This window comes from Actinocatenispora thailandica, assembly GCF_016865425.1.
Classification (GTDB): Bacteria; Actinomycetota; Actinomycetes; order Mycobacteriales; family Micromonosporaceae; genus Actinocatenispora; species Actinocatenispora thailandica.
Map to the genome: position 1 here is coordinate 516160 of NZ_AP023355.1, position 16738 is coordinate 532897.

Consider the following 16738-nt stretch of genomic DNA (forward strand, 5'->3'; position numbering starts at 1 on the left):
CTGTTCCGACCGGATTAGTGGGTTTATTGGGTACGACGATCGGCCGCGGCCGCCGGCGCGGCACGCGCCGTGAGCCGGGCGGCGAGCACCGGCCGCAGCAGCAGCCAACCGGGCACGCACACCAGCAGGCCGCCGGCCACCGCCGCGAGCAGCACCAGGTTGCCGACGCCGAGCATCTTCAGCCCGCTCGCGAGCAGCACCAGTCCCAACGCCCGGCGGACCACCGCGCCCGGCGCGCGGGACGACAACTTCGCCCCGACGTACACCCCGGGCAGCGCTCCGACCAGCAGGAACGCCGTGAGCGACAGCCGGAAGTCGCCGAACGCCAGGTGCGCCAGGGTGGCCGCCGCGACCAGCGGCACCGCCTGCACCAGGTCCGTGCCGACCAGGTCCCGCGCGGAGAGCATCGGGTACAGCACCAGCAGCGCGACGATGATCAGCGAACCGGAGCCGACCGAGGTCATCCCGACGATCAGGCCGCCGACCGCACCCACCAGCACCGTCGGCACCGGACGGACCCGTACCGGTCGGGACGGCTCGGCGACCGCGCCGCGGCTGCGGTCCCGTACCCCGACGAACGCCTTCGCGGCCAGCCCGGCCACCGCGAGCAGCAGCGCCGCACCCAGCGCCAGCTGCACCACCTGCTGCATCCGGGCACCGTCGCCGAACGATCTGGCCACCAGCACGCCGCCGAAGGCGGCCGGCACGCTGCCCACGCACAGCCAGCCGGCCAGCCGCTTGTCCACCGTGCCCCGGCGCAGGTGGACCAGCCCACCGACCGGCTTCATCACCAGGCTCGCCATCAGGTCGCTGGACACCGCGGCGAGCGGCGGCACCCCGAAGAACAGCACCAGCAGCGGCGTCATCAGCGCGCCGCCGCCCATCCCGGTCAGCCCGACGACGACGCCGACCCCCAGGCCGGCGACGATCAGCAGCAGGTCGGTGCTCACACCGAGTCCAGCCAGCCGCCGGAGACGAGGAAGTCGAGGACCTCCTCGACGGCCTCCTCGACGCTCAGCTTGCTGGTGTCGAGGGTCAGATCCGCGTCGGTCGGCTCCTCGTACGGGTCGGTCACGCCGGTGAACGCCGGAACCATGCCGGCGCGCGCCTTCGCGTACAGCCCCTTGCGGTCCCGTTCCTCGCAGACCGCCAGCGGCGTCGCCACGTGCACCAGCACGAAGTCGCCGCCGACCGCGTGGGCCATCTCCCGCACCTCGGCACGGGTCCGCGCGTACGGCGCGATCGGTGCACACAGTGCGATCCCGCCGTGCCGGGCCACCTCGGCCGCCACGAAGCCGATCCGGCGGATGTTGCGGTCCCGGTCCTCGGCCGAGAAGCCCAGCCCGGCGGACAGCATCCGGCGCACCACGTCGCCGTCCAGGGTGGTCGCGCGGCGCTCGCCGGACTCGGCGAGCGCGTCGCCGACGCCGCGGGCCACGGTCGACTTGCCGGCCCCGGACAGCCCGGTGAACAGCAGCACCAGCCCGCGCTGGTGGCGCGGCGGCCGGGCCTTGCGCAGCTCCCGGGCGACCGCCGGCGGGGTGTGCCACTCCGGCAGCGGGGACCCGCGATCGAGCAGGTCGTTGATGTCGTCGACGGACATCGCGGTGCGCCGCTGCCGCGGCGGCACGTCGTCCATCGGGCGCCACTGGCCGTCCCGGTTGTCGTACGCGAAGTCGCGCGGCACCACCACCCGGATCGCGCCGCCGACCGCGGCGCCGGTGGACAGCAGGTGGGTGGCGCCGTAGTTGGCCGCGACCCGGGCCCGCAGCAGCCCGTCGCGCACCTCGTCGCCGCGCGAGGCCAGCGGTACCGCCACGATCGTCGCTGGCGGGATCCGGTCGCTCGCGGCGAGGATCGAGCGCACCAGCACCTCCGGCGCCAGCCCCTCCGGGGTCGGCCCGGCCACCGGGACGAACACCAGCACGTGCGCGCCGATCGTGCGCGCCGCGTTGCCGATCTGCGCCAGCTGCGGGCGGTGCAGCGGCCGGGTGGCGATCACCCCGAGCACCCGCCCGTCCGGCAGCCCGGCACGGACCTCCTCGGGCGTCCGGCGCAGCCGGCGGAACGCGCCGTGCTCGGGGGCGCCGACCCGACGGACCGGCCCGCCGACCCGGAACCAGCCGTCCCGGACCTCGGTGAGTTCCATCGCCTCGACCGCGGCGACCGGGGCGCCCTCCGGGTCGGTGAGGATCAGCAGCCGCCGGACCGGCTGGCCGGGATCGAGCCGCTCGGCCACCTCCACCGGGACGACCAGGGTGACCGGCACCGGCCACGGCGTACCGTCGGCGAGGCTGCCGCGGCGGGCCACGCTCGCCGCGTCGTCGCCGGCCAGGAACCCGGTCAGCGGCGCGTACGCACCGGACAGCAGGAGTTCGAGGTCGGCCAGCTCAGCAGGCCGCGGGGTGTAGGACGGCGCGTCGCGCAGCACCCCGTCGGGCAGGACCCAGTCGGTCATCGCACCCCCAATCGGCAGGTCTGCACAGTCTCGCAGCCCATCCTGAGCAGCACCGACCGCCCCTGCCAGCTCACCACCACGGGCCGGCACCCTGCCGCGTTGATCATGGCGTCATCTTGACCGGCAAGCGTTTTCCGTGCAGATAACGCCATGATCAACAGTGTGGGGCGGGTCAGCCGGTGTTGCGCAGGCCGGCGGCGATGCCGTTGACCGTACTCAGCAGCGCCCGCTGCAGCGCCTCGTCGCCGGCGTCCGCCCCGCCCGCCGCCGCGTACTTGGACAGCAGCGAGACCTGCAGGTGGTGCAGCGGCTCCAGGTACGTGTCGCGCACCGCCAGGGTGCGCTGCAGTACCGGCTGGGCGTCCAGCAGGTGCTGCTCACCGGTGATGGCGAGCACCTCCCGCACGGTCGAGGTGTACTCGGCCTCGATCTGGTCGAAGAAGTGCTTCAGCTCCTCCGGTACCAGCGCGTCCACGTAGCGCCGGGCGATGGACAGATCGGTCTTCGCGAGCATCATCTCCACGTTCGAGACGAAGGTGCGGAAGAATTGCCACCGCTGGTACATCGCGCGCAGCGTGTCGGTCAGCCCGGCCGCGTTGGCCGCGGCGAGGCCGGTGCCCACCCCGTACCAGCCGGGGACGATCTGGCGGGTCTGGGTCCAGCCGAACACCCACGGGATCGCGCGCAGCCCGTCCAGGCCGGCCTCGGTGTTGGGCCGCTTCGACGGCCGCGAGCCGATGTTGAGCGCGCCGAGCAGCGCGGTCGGCGTGCAGGCCCAGAAGTAGTCCGGCAGCCGCGGATGCTCCACCAACTTGCGGTAGGTCTGCTCGCCGGCACCGGCCACGGTGTCCATCACCGCGTCCCACTCCGCCAGCTCGTTCGCCGGCTGCCGCGGCTCGGTGTGCAGCAGCGTCGCCTGCAGCACCGCCGACACCGTCAGCTCCAGGTTCTCCCGGGCCAGCGCCGGCAGCGTGTACTTGTCGGAGATGACCTCGCCCTGCTCGGTGACCTTGATCGAACCGCCCAAGGTGCCGTACGGCTGGGCCAGGATCGCCTCGTGGGTGGGGCCGCCGCCGCGCCCGACCGTACCGCCGCGGCCGTGGAACAGCCGCAGCGTGACGCCGTGCTTGGCCGCCGTGTCCCGCATCGCGCGCTGGGCCTGGTGGATCGACCACTGGCTGGCGGCGATCCCGGCCTCCTTGTTGGAGTCCGAGTAGCCGAGCATGATCTCCTGCACGTCGCCGCGGGCCGCCACGATCCGCCGGTACTCGGGGATGCTGAGCCAGGCGTCGAGCAGCTCACCGGCCGGCTTCAGCTCGTGCACCGTCTCCAGCAGCGGGACGAAGTCCAGCCGGGACCGCCCACCGTGCACGTCGACCAGGCCGTTCTCCCGGGCCAGCACCACCGCGGCGAGCAGGTCGTCGACGCCGTGCGTCATCGAGACGATGTAGCTCTCGATCACCTCCGGCCCGAACGTGTCCTGCACCTCGCGGATCGTCGCGAACACGTCGTAGGTGCGCCGCTCCGTCTCGGTCAGCTGCACGTCCGGAGTGGTCAACGGCCGGCGACCGGCGAGTTCGGCGGTGAGCAGCTCGGTGCGGGCCGGGCGGTCCAGGCCGGCGTAGTCGACCTCGCCGACCGCCCGGTACAACTGCGCCAGCACCGCGTGGTGCTTCTCCGAGTGCTCCCGGACGTCCATCGTCGCCAGCTGCAGACCGAACGCCTGCGCCGCGCGGATCGCGTCCGCCACCCGCCCGTCCGCGATCAGCGCGCCGTCGTGCTCGGCGAGCGAGGTGCGGATCAGCTCCAGATCCGCCACGTACTCCGCGGTACCCAGGTAGTCGCGGCCCGGCTCGTGCGGGCGCCGGGCGGCCAGCCGGGCCCGGGTGTTCGCCAGCTTCTGCTTGATGCAGCGCGCCTTCAGCCGGTACGGCTCCTCGGCGTTGACCCGGCGGAACCGGGTCGGCAGCTCCGGCAGCGCGGCCAGGTCGGCGGCCAGGCTGGTGGCCAGCCCGTCGGACAGGTCGGCGTGCCGCGCGGACAGCGACAGGTCGCTGACCAGCCCGTCCATCGCGTGCTCCGCCGCCCGGATGCCGTACTCGTGCTGCAACAGCAGCACGTTCGCGGTCACCTCGGGGGTGACGTACGGGTTGCCGTCCCGGTCACCGCCGATCCAGGTACCGAAGGTGAACGGCTGCGCGGTCACCGGCACCTCGGCGCCGAGGTCGGCCAGCGTGTCGTGCAGGTCCGCGAGCACCCGCGGGGCGGCGTTCGCGTACAGCTCGGTCAGGTAGTAGATCGCGTTGCGCGCCTCGTCCGTCGGCTCCGGCCGGGTCAACCGCAGCTCGTCGGTCTGCCACAGCAGGTCGATCAGCTCCGCCAACCGCCGGTCGTACGCGGCCGTGTCGGCGCCGCCGCCGAGCGCCCGCTCGGCCGCCTCCGCGTCCAGCGTGTCGGCCAGCGCGCGCTGCTTGACCAGGATCGACCGGCGGGCCGCCTCGGTCGGGTGCGCGGTGAACACCGGCCGGATCGCGAGCCGCCGGACCGCCGCATCGATGTCGGCGGCCGGGGTACCCGCCTTGCGGATCAGCTCGGCGGTCTCCCGCAACCAGCCGCCGGTGACCGCCCGGGCCGCCCGCAGCTCCCGCGCCCGGTGCACCTGCTCGGTCACGTTCGCCAGGTGGAAATAGGTCGAGAACGCCCGGCCCAGCTTGGTACCGGTCGCCACGTCCAGCGCGGCCAACCGCTCCGCCGCGGTCGCCGAGTCGGTGCGCACCAGGGCGCGGACCTCCTCGACCTCGGCCAGCAGTGCGCTGCCCTCCTGCCGGACCAGCGCCTCGCCGAGCAGCGTGCCCAGCCGCCGGATGTCCGCCCGCAGCGCCGCATCCGGCGTGTCGGTGTTCGACTGATCGGTCATCGAAGCTCCCTCCCGATGTCCAGGGTGCCTCCGACGACGCTGTCGGGAGATCGTTTGTCCGCCGCGATCCTAAAGGCAGGTCCGCGGGACCGCTCGCCGACTCCGGCGAGCCTCGCCACCGACCCTAGCGGCCGGGCCGGTGGCGTTCGGCACGGTGTGAGATCGTCCACTCACCGGGACCGATGCCGGTTTCGTCCCCATGTCACCCCGTCGACGACGGTCGGTGCTCGGTCTCCGTCAACAGGCCGGCGATGGCGGCCCGGTGCTCCTCGGCGTCCGGCGGCAGCTCGTCCAGCAGTGCGGTCAGCACGCTGCGGGCGTCGGCCCGGCGGTCCAGCGCGAGCAGCAGCCGGGCGTGCAGGGTACGAACCGCGACCTCCACCGGAGCCGGGGCCGGATCGAGGTCGCCGCTGGCCCGCAGCCCGGCGAACAGCGCCACCGCCGATCCGGTACGCGCCAGCGCCTCGTCCGGCCGCCCGGCGCTGGCGAGGATCCGGCCCGCGTCGTACCCGAGCACCGCCACCTCCCAGCGGGCCCGCGGCCGGTCGGTACCGGCGGCCTCGGCGGCGGCGTCCGCGGCCGGCAGCGCGGCGATCGCCCGGTCCGGCGCCTCGGCCCACTGCCAGGACAGCGCCGCGTTCCGCGCCGCCCGCAACTCGTCCACCGCCCAGCCGGCGACCCGCTCGTCGCGCGGTGCCGTCTCCGCTCCGCCGGACTCCACCGCGAGCCGGGCGTCGTGGAACGCGGCGGCGCTGTCCGACCAGCGCTGCGCGGCCTCGGCGTCCCGATCGACGCCGTCCAGGATCTCGGCGATCCGCGCGTTCACCTCGCCGACCCCGGCGGTGTTGCCGTCCGCGGCGCAGTACCGCGCCACCTCGTCCAGCGCCTCCACGGCGGCCTCGGTGGCGCGCAGTTCCCGGTACGCGACGCCCAGCAGCAACAGCGTGTCGATCCGGGTCGGCGCGTCGTCCGGGTCGGCCAGCCCGTCCAGCGCGTCCTCCGCGACGCTCGCCGCCTCGTCGTACCGGCCGGTTCGGGCCAGCGCGTCGGCCAGTGCGGCGCGCAGGTGCGCGACCGGCCGCGGTTGGTCGAGGCTCGACCACAGCCCGATGGCCTCGGTGAGTGGTTCGACCGCCTCGTCCGGCCGGTCGGCGTCGAGCGTGGCGTGTCCGTACAGCCGGAGCGCCTCGGCCCGGGTGGTCGGGTCGGCGCCGACCGCCGCGGCCCGGAACTCGCCGATCGCGGTGTCGAAGTCACCGGACTGCGCGTGCAGCCCGCCGCACAGCAGCCGGACCCCGGCCACCATCGCGGCCGGCCGGCCGGCCAGCAGCCGCACCGCCTCGGCACCGTGCGCCAGCGCGGCCGTCGCGTCCTCGGCGCGGGCGGACATGAAGGCCAGCAGCGCGTGGGTGCGGCCCCGATGCCGGTCGTCGGTCGGGATCGCCAGCGCCTGCCGCGCGGCCGAGATCGCCGCGGGCAACCGGTCGGCCGCGTCCAACCCCATCGCCAGCCGCTCCAGCGCCGACCGCGCCGCGACGGCCGGATCCTCCCCGACCCGGCTCGATGCCCCGGTCCGTGCACCGGTGGTGCCCGCCGTCCCGGCGGGCTCACGGCCGGCACCGGCTGCTGCCTCCTCGCCTCCGGTGGCCGGGCGCTCGCCTCCGCCGGCCGGGTCCTCGGTGCCGGCCGGCGGGATAGTGCGCCCCTCCGTGCCGGGGGAGATCGACTCGTCGATGCTCGCCGGCGACCGGCCCGCCAGCGCGGCCAGCGCCCGCTCGGCCGCGGTCAGCTCGGCCAGACCGGTTTCCGGGTCGTCCTGCCGGCAGCGAGCCAGGCCGGCGAGGCTCAGCGCGCCGTGCCGCCGCACCGGTGAGTGCGCGAACAGCTCGGCCGCGGCCCGCCAGTGCCGCTCGGCGGCGGACACGTCGGTGTCGGACACGGCGAGCCCGCGGGCGACCAGCCGCCGACCGGCAAGCTCGCCGGTCGGCGCCGGGCACACCTCGTCGAACCGGGCCCACCCGGCGCGCTCGGCCGCCTCGTCGAACTCCCGCCCGTACCGTTCGGCCGCATCGGCCAACCCGGCCGGGTCGGCCGGCAGGTCCGGCACGGTGATCGGCTCGGCCGCTACCGCCGGGGCCGGCGCCGCGCTGCCCCAACCGGCCCGGGCCAGCGGCAGCCGGTCGGCCAGCGGCTCGGCGGCCAGCAGCACCGCGATCTCGGCGCCCTGGTGACCGGTGCCGTTGCGCTCGTCGAACCGGGCCGCCAGCGCGGTCGCCCGCGCCGCCAGCTCGTCGCCCAGCGCCGCCACCGTCGTGGTGGCCGGCGTCGTCTCGTCGGCGGCCAGCGGCGGGCGGTCCAGCTCGGTGTCGCCGTGGCCGGCCGCGGCCAGCCGGCGCAGCAGCAGCGCGGCCGACGCCGCGAACCGCATCTCCGCGTACGGGTCCGGCGGCGCGGCGAGCCAACCGAGGTGCCGCTGCACCAGCTCCAGGCCGCGTGGCTCGTTACCGGTCCGGGCGCAGAACTCGACGTGCTGCGCGATCGACGCCAGCTCGGCGCGGGACGACCGCAGCAGCCGGTACGCCCGGCGGTGCGCGTCGGCGGCCTGCTCGTACCGGCCGGTGCGCAGGTAGGGCAGCAGCAGCGCGGTGAGGATCCGCTGCGGCTGCTCGGCGCAGGTCAGCGTGCCGGCGAGGACCGGCACCGACAGCTCGATCGCCGCCTCGTCGGCACCGACGCCGGACAGGTGCTCGATCCGCGCGCTCGGCTCGCAGCCGATGCAGTCGGACAGCTCGTCGCGCGGTGCGGCGCACCAGAGCCGGTACTGTTCGGCCGCCTCGGCGGCGTCACCCACGTGCGCGGCGACCAGCCAGCGGTGCTGGTGCACCGCGTGCATGCTGCGGCCGCCGGCGCGGTACCGCCGCTCCATGTCGTCCAGGATCGACCGGGTGCGGGCCAGCGGCACGTCCGGGAACTTGGCCAGCTGGCTGACCACGTGCTTGAACCGCCACAGCACCATGCCTTCGGAACGCTCGTCGGGCGCGTCGCCGCGGTCCAGCGCGGCCAGGCACCACGCGAACGGCACGAACATCTTGCTCGCCTCGCCCGCGTACTCGTAGGCCACCACGGCCAGCGAGCGGGCCGCGAACTGCAGCCGGGGCCACTGCCCGGCGTCCGCGGCGGCCATCACCTGCTCGACCGCGGCGACCTGGGCCGCGCCGTACGGCAGGTCCCACGCCGCGGACAGCGCCGCCCACGTCTCGTCTTCGTCGTACGCCACGGTCATCGCCTCTCGTCCCGCTCGGGAGGTACGGCCGCGTCCAGCAGGCCGAGGAAGGACCGGTTGATCAGGCTCACGTCCGCCGGCCGCACCGGGTGGTGGCCGAGCAGCAGCGCCTGCCCGTACAGCGCCTGCGTCGCGGTGTGCGCCAGCCGCTCGTCGCGCAACCCGCACACCCGGCGAACCAGCTCGTTGCGGTGGTTGAGGACCAGCTGCGGGCGCTGCTGTGTCGGTTTGGTGAAGGCGTCCAGCACACCCGCCCACAGCTCGTCGACCTGCGCCTTCGTCGCCTGCAGCTCGGCGGCGTGCGCGGCCGACCGGTCCACCAGGTACAGCGCGGGGACGGTGGCCGGCTCGAAGCTGCGCAGCACCACCTCGCAGCCCAGCTCGTCCACCGCGCGCTGCGCGATCCGGCGGAACTCCTGCAACGGCAGCTCCACCTCCGCCGGCAGCGGATCGAACCGGGTGGCGAGCTCGCTGGGGTCCAACCGGCGCACCGTCGGCCCGTCGGGCAGCGCGCCGAACCGGGCCACGATCTCCGCGTCGTAGGTGTACCCGCCGTTGACCACCGGCACGTCCTGCGCCGCGGCCACCGCCGCCAGCGCCCGGAACTCGTCCGCGGTCTGGGTGTACCGCACCTCGCCGTACCGCGCGGCGAACTCGGCGAGGGTGACCCGGCCGACGTTGGTCTCCATCGGCCACCACTGCGCGACCAGCCGCAACATCTCGTCGTCGTGCACCGCGAGGGCCTTGACGCCGAGGTGGTGCACGGCCAGGAACCGGGCCAGCCGGGCCGGATCGGTGTCGGCCAGCCGGACCAGCCAACCCCGCAGCTGGGCGCCGATCGCCTCCTGGGTGGCCGCCAGCGCGTCGTCGGCGTACAGCGCCTCGCGACTCGCGGTGGGCCGCAGCTGGGTCGCGTCGACCACGCAGCGCACGAAGAACGCCCACTCCGGCAGCAGCCCGTCGACCGACTCGGCCAGCAGCATCCGCTTCAGGTAGACCCGGTGCCGGGTGCGCTCGGCCGGGTTCGCCGCGAACGGCAGCACGTACGCGACGCCGGTCAGCCCGGCCTCCGGCACCGACAGCTCGATCACGTCGAACGGGGTGAACCCGAGCACGTCCTGCGCGTACCCGACGAGGTCGGCGCGGCGGGTGCCGGGCGGCCGGTCGTCGTCCCGCCACGGGGGCCCGCCGCCGGTGATCGGCGCGCCGTCCACGGTCACCGGCACCGGCAGCATCGACCCGTAGAGCGCGGCCAGTTCGGTGACGGTGCGCGGCTCGAACCACTGCGCGCAGCCGGGCCGGGCGGTGAGCGTGACGGTACTGCCGGGCTCGTCCCGCTCCGCCGGCTCGACCAGGTAGGTGCCGTCGGCGCGGCCCACCCAGCCCAGCGCCGGCCCGCCGGCGGCCGAGCGGGTCACCACCCGCACCTCGTCGGCGACCAGGAACGCGGACAGCAGCCCGATGCCGAACTGGCCGAGGAACTGCTGCCGGGCGAAGCCCAGCTCGTCGCGCTTGCCGCTGCGGCCGATCGTGGCGAGCAGCTCGTGCACCTGCGCCTCGGTCAGCCCGACCCCGTTGTCCGACACCGACAGGGTGCCGTCCCCGGTGCGGACCGACACCGCCGGTGGCGGCCCGTCGGGTCGAGCCGTCAGGGCATCGACGGCATTCTGCAACAACTCCCGCAGATACACCCGAGGGCTGCCATAAAGGTGATTGCTCAGCAGATCGACGACGCCGCGCAGATCAACCTGAAACGTCCGGTCCACGGTCCTCCCCTGTCTCGCCGAAGCAGGGTAGCGATCGAGGGCGACAGTGCGGGGCACTCGGGGTTCCCCTTATGTCGAATGTCAGGGTCGATGTACGACGCTCGCCGGACGACACCCGGCCGCCGGGCACGTACGGTTCGGTACGTGGCCATCATCACGACCCAGGCGCTCACGAAGAGGTACGGCACGGCGGTCACCGCCCTCGCCGATCTCACCGTGCAGATCGAGCCGGGAATCACTGGGCTGGTCGGCGCGAACGGCGCCGGCAAGTCGACGCTGATCAAGACGATGCTGGGGCTGCTCCCGCCGACCGGCGGGCAGCTGCGGGTGCTGGGCCTGGACCCGACCCGCCAGGGCGAGCAGGTGCGCGCCCGGGTCGGGTACATGCCGGAGAACGACAGCCTGCCGCCGGACGTCTCGGCGGCCGAGTTCGTCACCCACATGGGACGCATGTCCGGGCTGCCGCGGCCGGCCGCCCGGGAACGCGCCTCCGAGGTGCTGCGGCACGTCGGACTCTACGAGGAGCGATACCGCCAGATCGGCGGCTACTCCACCGGAATGAAGCAGCGGGTCAAGCTGGCGCAGTCGCTGGTGCACGACCCCGACCTGCTGCTGCTGGACGAGCCGACCAACGGCCTCGACCCGGCCGGCCGGGACGCCATGCTCGACCTGGTGCACCGCATCGGCACCGAGTTCGGCATCTCGGTGGTGGTCTGCTCGCACCTGCTCGGTGAGGTGGAGCAGATCGCCGACGGGCTCGTCGCGATCGAGGGCGGCCGGCTGCTGCGGGCCGACCGGGTGTCCAGCATGACCGCGCGGACCGCGGTGCTCGCCGTCGAGGTCGACGAGGGTACCGACGAGCTGGCGGCGGCCCTGTCCGCGCGAGGGGTGCGGATCGGGCGCGACGGCGCCGCGCTGATGACGCCGGTCGAGTCGCCGGCGACGTACGACCTGGTGCGGGACGTGATCGTCGACCTCGGCCTGCCGCTGCACCGGCTGGAGGAGCGCCGGCACCGGGTCGCCGAGCTGTTCGGCTCGCCGGCCGCGCACGCCGGGGCGCCGGCACCCGCCGGGACGCCGGGATCCACCGGCGGGGACGAGGGGAGGAGCGGCGATGAGTGAGCCGGCGACCGGCACCATCCACGACATCGGCTACCAGCGCTACACCGGTCCGCGGCTGGGCCGGGGCTACTCGGTGCGCTCGCTCTACGCGTACAGCCTGCGCACCGTGTTCGGGTTGGGGCGCGGCCCGAAGTCGAAGATCTTCCCGTTCTCGCTGGCCGGCATCCTGCTGGTCGTCGCGGTGGTGGTGGCGGCGGTGAAGGCACGGTTCAACGTCTCGATCGCGCCGCTGGACTACGCGAACTTCCCCGGCACGCTGAGCTTCCTGCTGATGCTGTTCGTCGCGACCGCCGCGCCCGAGCTGGCCTCCCGCGATCTGCGCAACAAGGTGCTCCCGCTCTACTTCTCCCGGCCGATCGGGCGGGACGACTACGTGCTGGCGAAGCTCGGCGCGCTGGTCACCGGGGTGTTCCTGATCCTCGCCGTGCCTGAGTTGGTGATGTTCCTCGGCGGTGCGTTCTCGGCCGGCTCCGCGAGCGGGGTCTGGAGCCAGTTCACCGCCCTGGTGCCGGGTCTGGTCGTCTCGGCGATCTTCGCGCTGGTGCTGTCGGCGGTCGCGCTGCTGGTCTCGTCGCTGTCCTCGCGGCGGGCGATCGCGGCCGGCGCGGTGGTGGCGCTGTTCCTCGTCACCACGCCGATCAACCGGGTACTGGAGGTCGTCGGTACCGGCGCGACCCGCGAGCTGGCCGGCCTGACCAGCATCACCGGCATCCTGGCCGGCCTGCGCACCTGGCTGTTCTCCGGCTCCGAGTTGGACATCGGCTCGTACGGCCCGGTCTACGCGGCGGCCGCCGTCGTGCTGGTCGGCCTGTGCACCGCACTGTTGATCACCCGGTACCGGAAGGTGGCGTCCTGATGAGCGAGCGTCGGCGAGCGAACCAGGGGAATTGTGCGTCGTGCCTCATCGGGTTTCCGACGAAGGAGGAAGGCCGATGAGTATCGGCACCGAGCCGGCGACGAAGCCGGCCGCTCCGACCGACGCGGCCACGCTGGAGCTGTCCACCGTCTCCAAGTGGTACGGCAACGTGGTGGCGATCAACGACGTCTCGATGCGGCTCGGCCCCGGCGTGACCGGCCTGCTCGGCCCGAACGGTGCCGGCAAGACCACGCTGCTGCACATGATGGCCGGGATGCTCGCGCCGTCCCGCGGCAGCGTCCGCATCGCCGGCCAGCCCGCCTGGCGCAACCCCGACGTGTACCGCTATCTCGGCCTGGTCACCGAGCGGGAGAACGTGCACGGGTTCCTGACCGCCCGCGAGTTCATCCGTGCCTCGGCGAAGCTGCAACGGTTGCCCGACGTGGCCGCCGCGACCCAGCGGGCGCTGGAGATGGTCGACCTGGTCGACGCGGCCGACCGCCGGATCGAGACGTACTCCAAGGGCATGCGGCAGCGCGCCCGGGTCGCCGCCGCGCTGGTGCACGACCCGCAGGTGCTGCTGCTCGACGAGCCGTTCAACGGGATGGATCCGCGGCAGCGGATGCACATGATGGACCTGCTGCACCGGATGGCGGCCGCCGGCCGCACCGTGCTGTTCTCCTCGCACATCCTGGAGGAGGTCGAGCAGCTGTCCGGCACCGTCCAGGTGATCGTCGCCGGCCGGCTCGCCGCGTCCGGCGACTACCGGAGGATCCGGCGGTTGATGACGAGCCGGCCGCACGAGTTCGTCATCGCGAGTTCGGACGACCGCGCGCTGGCGGTGGCGCTGATGGCGGAGGACTCGGTCGCCGGTGTCGAGCTGACCGCCGGGCACGCCTCCCGCGGCGTGGCCGAGGGTGGCATCACGGTACGGGCCAGCGACTACGGCCGGTTCACCCGCGCCCTGCCGCGGATCGCCAAGGACCGCGGCATCCGACTGTCCGCGGTGGTCCCGGCCGACGAGTCCCTGGAAAGCGTCTTCTCCTACCTGGTAGGTGCCAAGTGAGCGCACGCATGACGGTGGCGCCGGCCAGCGGGCCGCGCCTGTTCAACCCGACGATCGCCGGCATCACCCTGCGCGGCCTGCTCGGCCGGCGCCGGTCGCTGCTGCTGATCCCGCTGCCGCTGGTGCTGATCGCGCTGTCGCTGCTGGTCCGCAGCGGTGACGTGGCCACCCGCGATGCGCTGCAGGTGGTGGTCAGCGGTCTCGGCGTGGCAGTGATCCTGCCGCTGACCGCACTGATCATCGGGACCAGCGTGCTCGGCTCGGAGATCGACGACGGCACGATCGTGCACATCCTGGCCAAACCGGTGGCCCGGCGCGAGATCATCCTGACGAAGTACCTGATCGCGGCGGTGGTCTCCGGCCTGGTCGCGGGAGTGTCGCTGCTGATCGCCGGCACCATCGTCGCGTCGGTGTCGGTCGGCATCGGCTTCGGCCTCGCCGGGCTGATCGGCGCGTTCGTCTACTCCGCGCTGTTCGTGCTGGCGAGCCTGGTGATCCGGCGCGCGGTGCTGGTCGGCCTGGCGTACATCCTGCTGTGGGAGGGGCTGCTGGGCAACGTGCTGGACGGCACCAAGGTGCTGTCGGTGCAGAAGTACGTCTCCGAGTTCGCCGCGACGTTCTCCGGCAGTTCGCTGCTGCACGGCCCGATGTCGCTGGTCCTGGCGATCGTGATGTCGGTGGTGCTCACCGTCGGCGCGCTGGTCATCTCCGTCGACCGGCTCCGCTCCTTCTCGATGGCCGGCGAAACCAGCTGACCACCCGGCACCGAGGGGCGCCACCGCACCGGGTGGCGCCCCTCGTCACGTGTCGGTACCTGCGGGCACCGTCGGGCGCGGCTCGCGCCGACCACCGGTGCGGTCACTTCTTCACGTAGACGCCTTTGTTCCGCACGACGGTGACGACGCCCTCGTCGACCAGGACCGCGATCGCGCGCCGGAGCGTCTGCCTGGCCACGCCGAGTTCCTGAGCCAGCGCCAGCTCACCGGGCAGCCGTACCGGGTAGGTCCCGTCGGAGATGCGCTCCCGCAGGATCCGCAACACCTGTTCCCACACCAGCTCGGGCTGTCCGGATCAACCGTCATCCGTCAATGCTCAGCACCTAGCTGCGCGGGTGACATCAGGTTCGCAGAACAGTGCACGGTTGTGCACACTAGACCAGTGGCGTAAGGTAAGCCTGTCGATACGGAGCGACCCCCGGCTGCTGGTGAGAGCAAGCCGGGGGTCTGACCGGTATTGGAGGTACCGGCTGTGGCAAAGGGTAGACCAACCGCGACATACGTGTTGTCCGCGGACGATATCCGGGCAGGCGATCAGGTGTTCATCTCGCCGGCGGCCGGGATCCACGGGCATGGCTGTTGGTGGGGCATGGTGGTGTCGCGGATGTCGGCGCTGGTCGACGGGGCGGTCTACCTGCGGGTGGTGCCGGTCGACAAAATCGGCGACGACCCGCAGGTCACGACGTTCTATGCGCGGCTGTCCGGGCTGCTGGTACGGCAGATGCCATGACCGTCCCGATCGCACTGGGCTGGCTGTTCACCCTGGTACTCGCGTTCGTGCTCGGCGCCGCCCATGCCCACCGCGACCGCTGACCGGCCCCGGCGGCGCGCCCACCCTCGACCACCGACGCCGTACATCGGCCGCCCTCCGGCATCGGCGTTCGGTACGGATCGGCGGCAGGGTCAGTGCGACCGGGCGTGCAGGGCGTTCTTGTCGGGCTTGCCGAGCGGGGTGAGCGGGAGCGCGTCGAGGTACTCGATCCGGCTCGGTACGTTGATCTCCGGCAGCCGCGCGGTCACCGCCGTGCGCAGCTCGTCCACCGGTACCGGGGAGTCCGCGACCAGGTAGGCGACGATCGCCTCGCCGGTCGTCTCGTCCGGAACACCGAGCACGGATGCCGCGCGTACCGCCGGATGTTCGGTCAACGCGGCCTCGATCGGTGCGGCGTAACAGTTCCAGCCGCCGACGATGATCATCTCGCGGGCCCGGCCGACCAGGTAGAGGTAGCCGTCGTCGTCGAACCGGCCCAGATCGCCGGTGTGCAGCCAGCCGTCCCGCAGCACCGCGGCGGTCTCGGCCGGCCGGTGCCAGTAGCCGGGCATGACCGAGGCGGAGCGGACGCAGACCTCGCCGATCTCGCCGCCCGGCAACACGGTGCCGGCGGCGTCCCGGATCGTCACCTCGACACCGGGTAGCGGTCTGCCGGCGGAGGCGAGCAGTTCCGGCCGGTCGTCCAGGCCGCGAACGTGGTCGGCGACGGTGAGGGCGGTGATCGCCGGCGCCTCGGTCGACGCGTACCCCTGCTGGAAGACCGGGCCGAACGCGTCGATGGCGGCCCGCAGCCGGGCCGGCGCGATCGGCGCGCTGCCGTACACCACGAACGACAGCGCGCTGGTGTCGGTGCGCGGGCGGTCCGGATGGTCCAGGAGTTGCCCCAGCAGGGCCGGATACAGGTAGGTCAGGGCGACACCTCCGCGCAGCGCGGCGAGCGAGGCGAGCATCGCGCCGGGCTCGAAGTCGTACGTCTCGACGGTGACGCCGAGCGTCAACATCATCAGCGCCATGTCGCCGGCCACGTGCGCGATAGGCGTCACGGCAAGGAATCGCGCGTGCGCTGTCCGATCGGCCAGCTCCTCCCGGGCCGCGGCGGCGCCGGCCAGCGCCGAGCGCGCCGCGGCGTGCAGCGCCGCGTACGTGGTGGGCACGCCCTTCGGCAGCCCGGTGGTACCGCCGGTGTACGAGATCCGCGCGATGTCGCCCTCCGCCGCGGCGATCGGCAGCGGATCGCCCGGCTCGCTGGCCGCCAACGCCGCCAGCCGCCGGAGGGGCACCACCCGCGCCCCGCGCGTCCGGTCGCCCGGCGCGGAACCGTCGAGCAGCGGGAGGCCGGCGTCCGCTGCGACGACGAGCGCCGGTGCCGCGTCGGCCACGATGTGCGGCACCGACTGGGTGGTCGGTCCCAGGTGCACGTGGGTGAACCGCAGCCCCAGCAGGTACCCGGCGAGCCGGACGACGAGCGCGTCCGGCGTGTTGCCGGCGAGCAGCAGCAGGCCGTCGCCGGGCCCGACGCCGAGGTCGACCAGTGCGCGGGCCGTCCGGTACGCGTCGGTGCGCAGCTCGGCGAAGCTCCAGGACCGGTCGCCCGCGACGAGGGCGGTGGTGTCGCCGTGCGCGTGCAGTGCGTCGAACAGGTCGGTGACGTAGCGCGCGGGCATCGCTCCTCCAAAAACTAACACCGTTCATTTAATTCGGGCCAGCATAGCCCGGTAGCGT

The 16738-nt window shown here is 73.6% G+C and carries 11 protein-coding genes and 1 pseudogene; 5 read left to right on the forward strand and 7 right to left on the reverse strand.

All coding sequences use genetic code 11. From position 1 onward, the window contains the following. Nucleotides 1-23 precede the first annotated feature (23 nt). From Athai_RS02390 to Athai_RS02410, 5 genes are all read right to left on the reverse strand, one after another. Complete coding sequence (locus Athai_RS02390; protein ID WP_239156668.1) at nt 24-950, reverse strand: sulfite exporter TauE/SafE family protein; 927 nt, start codon at nt 948-950, stop codon at nt 24-26. Further along, entirely contained in the window at nt 947-2458 is a 1512-nt protein-coding gene (gene cysC / locus Athai_RS02395) for an adenylyl-sulfate kinase (protein ID WP_203959943.1), read from the reverse strand. The genes Athai_RS02390 and cysC overlap by 4 nt, the downstream gene beginning before the upstream one ends. A 172-nt stretch (nt 2459-2630) precedes the next feature. After that, the gene (gene ppc, locus Athai_RS02400; protein WP_203959944.1) at nt 2631-5375 is read right to left on the reverse strand and encodes a phosphoenolpyruvate carboxylase; all 2745 of its coding nucleotides are present in this window, start codon (nt 5373-5375) and stop codon (nt 2631-2633) included. A 202-nt stretch (nt 5376-5577) separates the two neighbouring features. Continuing rightward, nucleotides 5578-8658, reverse strand: coding sequence for a tetratricopeptide repeat protein (locus Athai_RS02405; protein WP_203959945.1), 3081 nt, complete (start codon nt 8656-8658; stop codon nt 5578-5580). After that, a complete protein-coding gene (locus Athai_RS02410) occupies nt 8655-10424 on the reverse strand; it encodes an HSP90 family protein (RefSeq protein WP_203959946.1) in 1770 nt (589 codons plus the stop codon). The genes Athai_RS02405 and Athai_RS02410 overlap by 4 nt, the downstream gene beginning before the upstream one ends. Before the next feature lie 144 nt (nt 10425-10568). Here Athai_RS02410 and Athai_RS02415 point away from each other — a divergent pair. The 4 genes and pseudogenes from Athai_RS02415 to Athai_RS02430 all read left to right on the forward strand — a co-directional run. Then, nucleotides 10569-11307 (forward strand): annotated as a pseudogene (locus Athai_RS02415) (ABC transporter ATP-binding protein); the annotation flags it as partial. 231 nt (nt 11308-11538) lie between these two features. Then, entirely contained in the window at nt 11539-12402 is an 864-nt protein-coding gene (locus tag Athai_RS02420) for an ABC transporter permease (RefSeq protein WP_203959948.1), read from the forward strand. Between the two features lie 76 nt (nt 12403-12478). Beyond that, nucleotides 12479-13468, forward strand: coding sequence for an ABC transporter ATP-binding protein (locus Athai_RS02425; protein WP_203959949.1), 990 nt, complete (start codon nt 12479-12481; stop codon nt 13466-13468). Between the two features lie 8 nt (nt 13469-13476). Then, nucleotides 13477-14223, forward strand: coding sequence for an ABC transporter permease (locus Athai_RS02430; RefSeq protein WP_203965283.1), 747 nt, complete (start codon nt 13477-13479; stop codon nt 14221-14223). A 103-nt stretch (nt 14224-14326) separates the two neighbouring features. Here Athai_RS02430 and Athai_RS02435 read toward each other — a convergent pair whose 3' ends face one another. Next, nucleotides 14327-14521 (reverse strand): GntR family transcriptional regulator, encoded by a 195-nt coding sequence (locus Athai_RS02435; RefSeq protein WP_239156669.1) that lies wholly within the window; start codon nt 14519-14521, stop codon nt 14327-14329. Nucleotides 14522-14833: 312 nt separating this feature from the next. Here Athai_RS02435 and Athai_RS02440 point away from each other — a divergent pair, with 312 nt between their 5' ends. Beyond that, entirely contained in the window at nt 14834-14974 is a 141-nt protein-coding gene (locus Athai_RS02440; protein ID WP_203959950.1) for a hypothetical protein, read from the forward strand. Between the two features lie 173 nt (nt 14975-15147). Here Athai_RS02440 and Athai_RS02445 read toward each other — a convergent pair whose 3' ends face one another. Continuing rightward, a complete protein-coding gene (locus Athai_RS02445) occupies nt 15148-16680 on the reverse strand; it encodes an AMP-binding protein (protein ID WP_203959951.1) in 1533 nt (510 codons plus the stop codon). Between the last annotated feature and the right edge of the window lie 58 nt (nt 16681-16738).

Coding starts and splice junctions, on each gene's coding strand:
- Athai_RS02440 (WP_203959950.1), top strand. CDS start 14,834: ATGGTGGTGTCGCGGATGTCGGCGCTGGTCGACGGGGCGGTCTACCTG.
- Athai_RS02420 (WP_203959948.1), top strand. CDS start 11,539: ATGAGTGAGCCGGCGACCGGCACCATCCACGACATCGGCTACCAGCGC.
- ppc (WP_203959944.1), bottom strand. CDS start 5,375: ATGACCGATCAGTCGAACACCGACACGCCGGATGCGGCGCTGCGGGCG.
- Athai_RS02425 (WP_203959949.1), top strand. CDS start 12,479: ATGAGTATCGGCACCGAGCCGGCGACGAAGCCGGCCGCTCCGACCGAC.
- Athai_RS02405 (WP_203959945.1), bottom strand. CDS start 8,658: ATGACCGTGGCGTACGACGAAGACGAGACGTGGGCGGCGCTGTCCGCG.
- Athai_RS02430 (WP_203965283.1), top strand. CDS start 13,477: ATGACGGTGGCGCCGGCCAGCGGGCCGCGCCTGTTCAACCCGACGATC.
- cysC (WP_203959943.1), bottom strand. CDS start 2,458: ATGACCGACTGGGTCCTGCCCGACGGGGTGCTGCGCGACGCGCCGTCC.
- Athai_RS02445 (WP_203959951.1), bottom strand. CDS start 16,680: ATGCCCGCGCGCTACGTCACCGACCTGTTCGACGCACTGCACGCGCAC.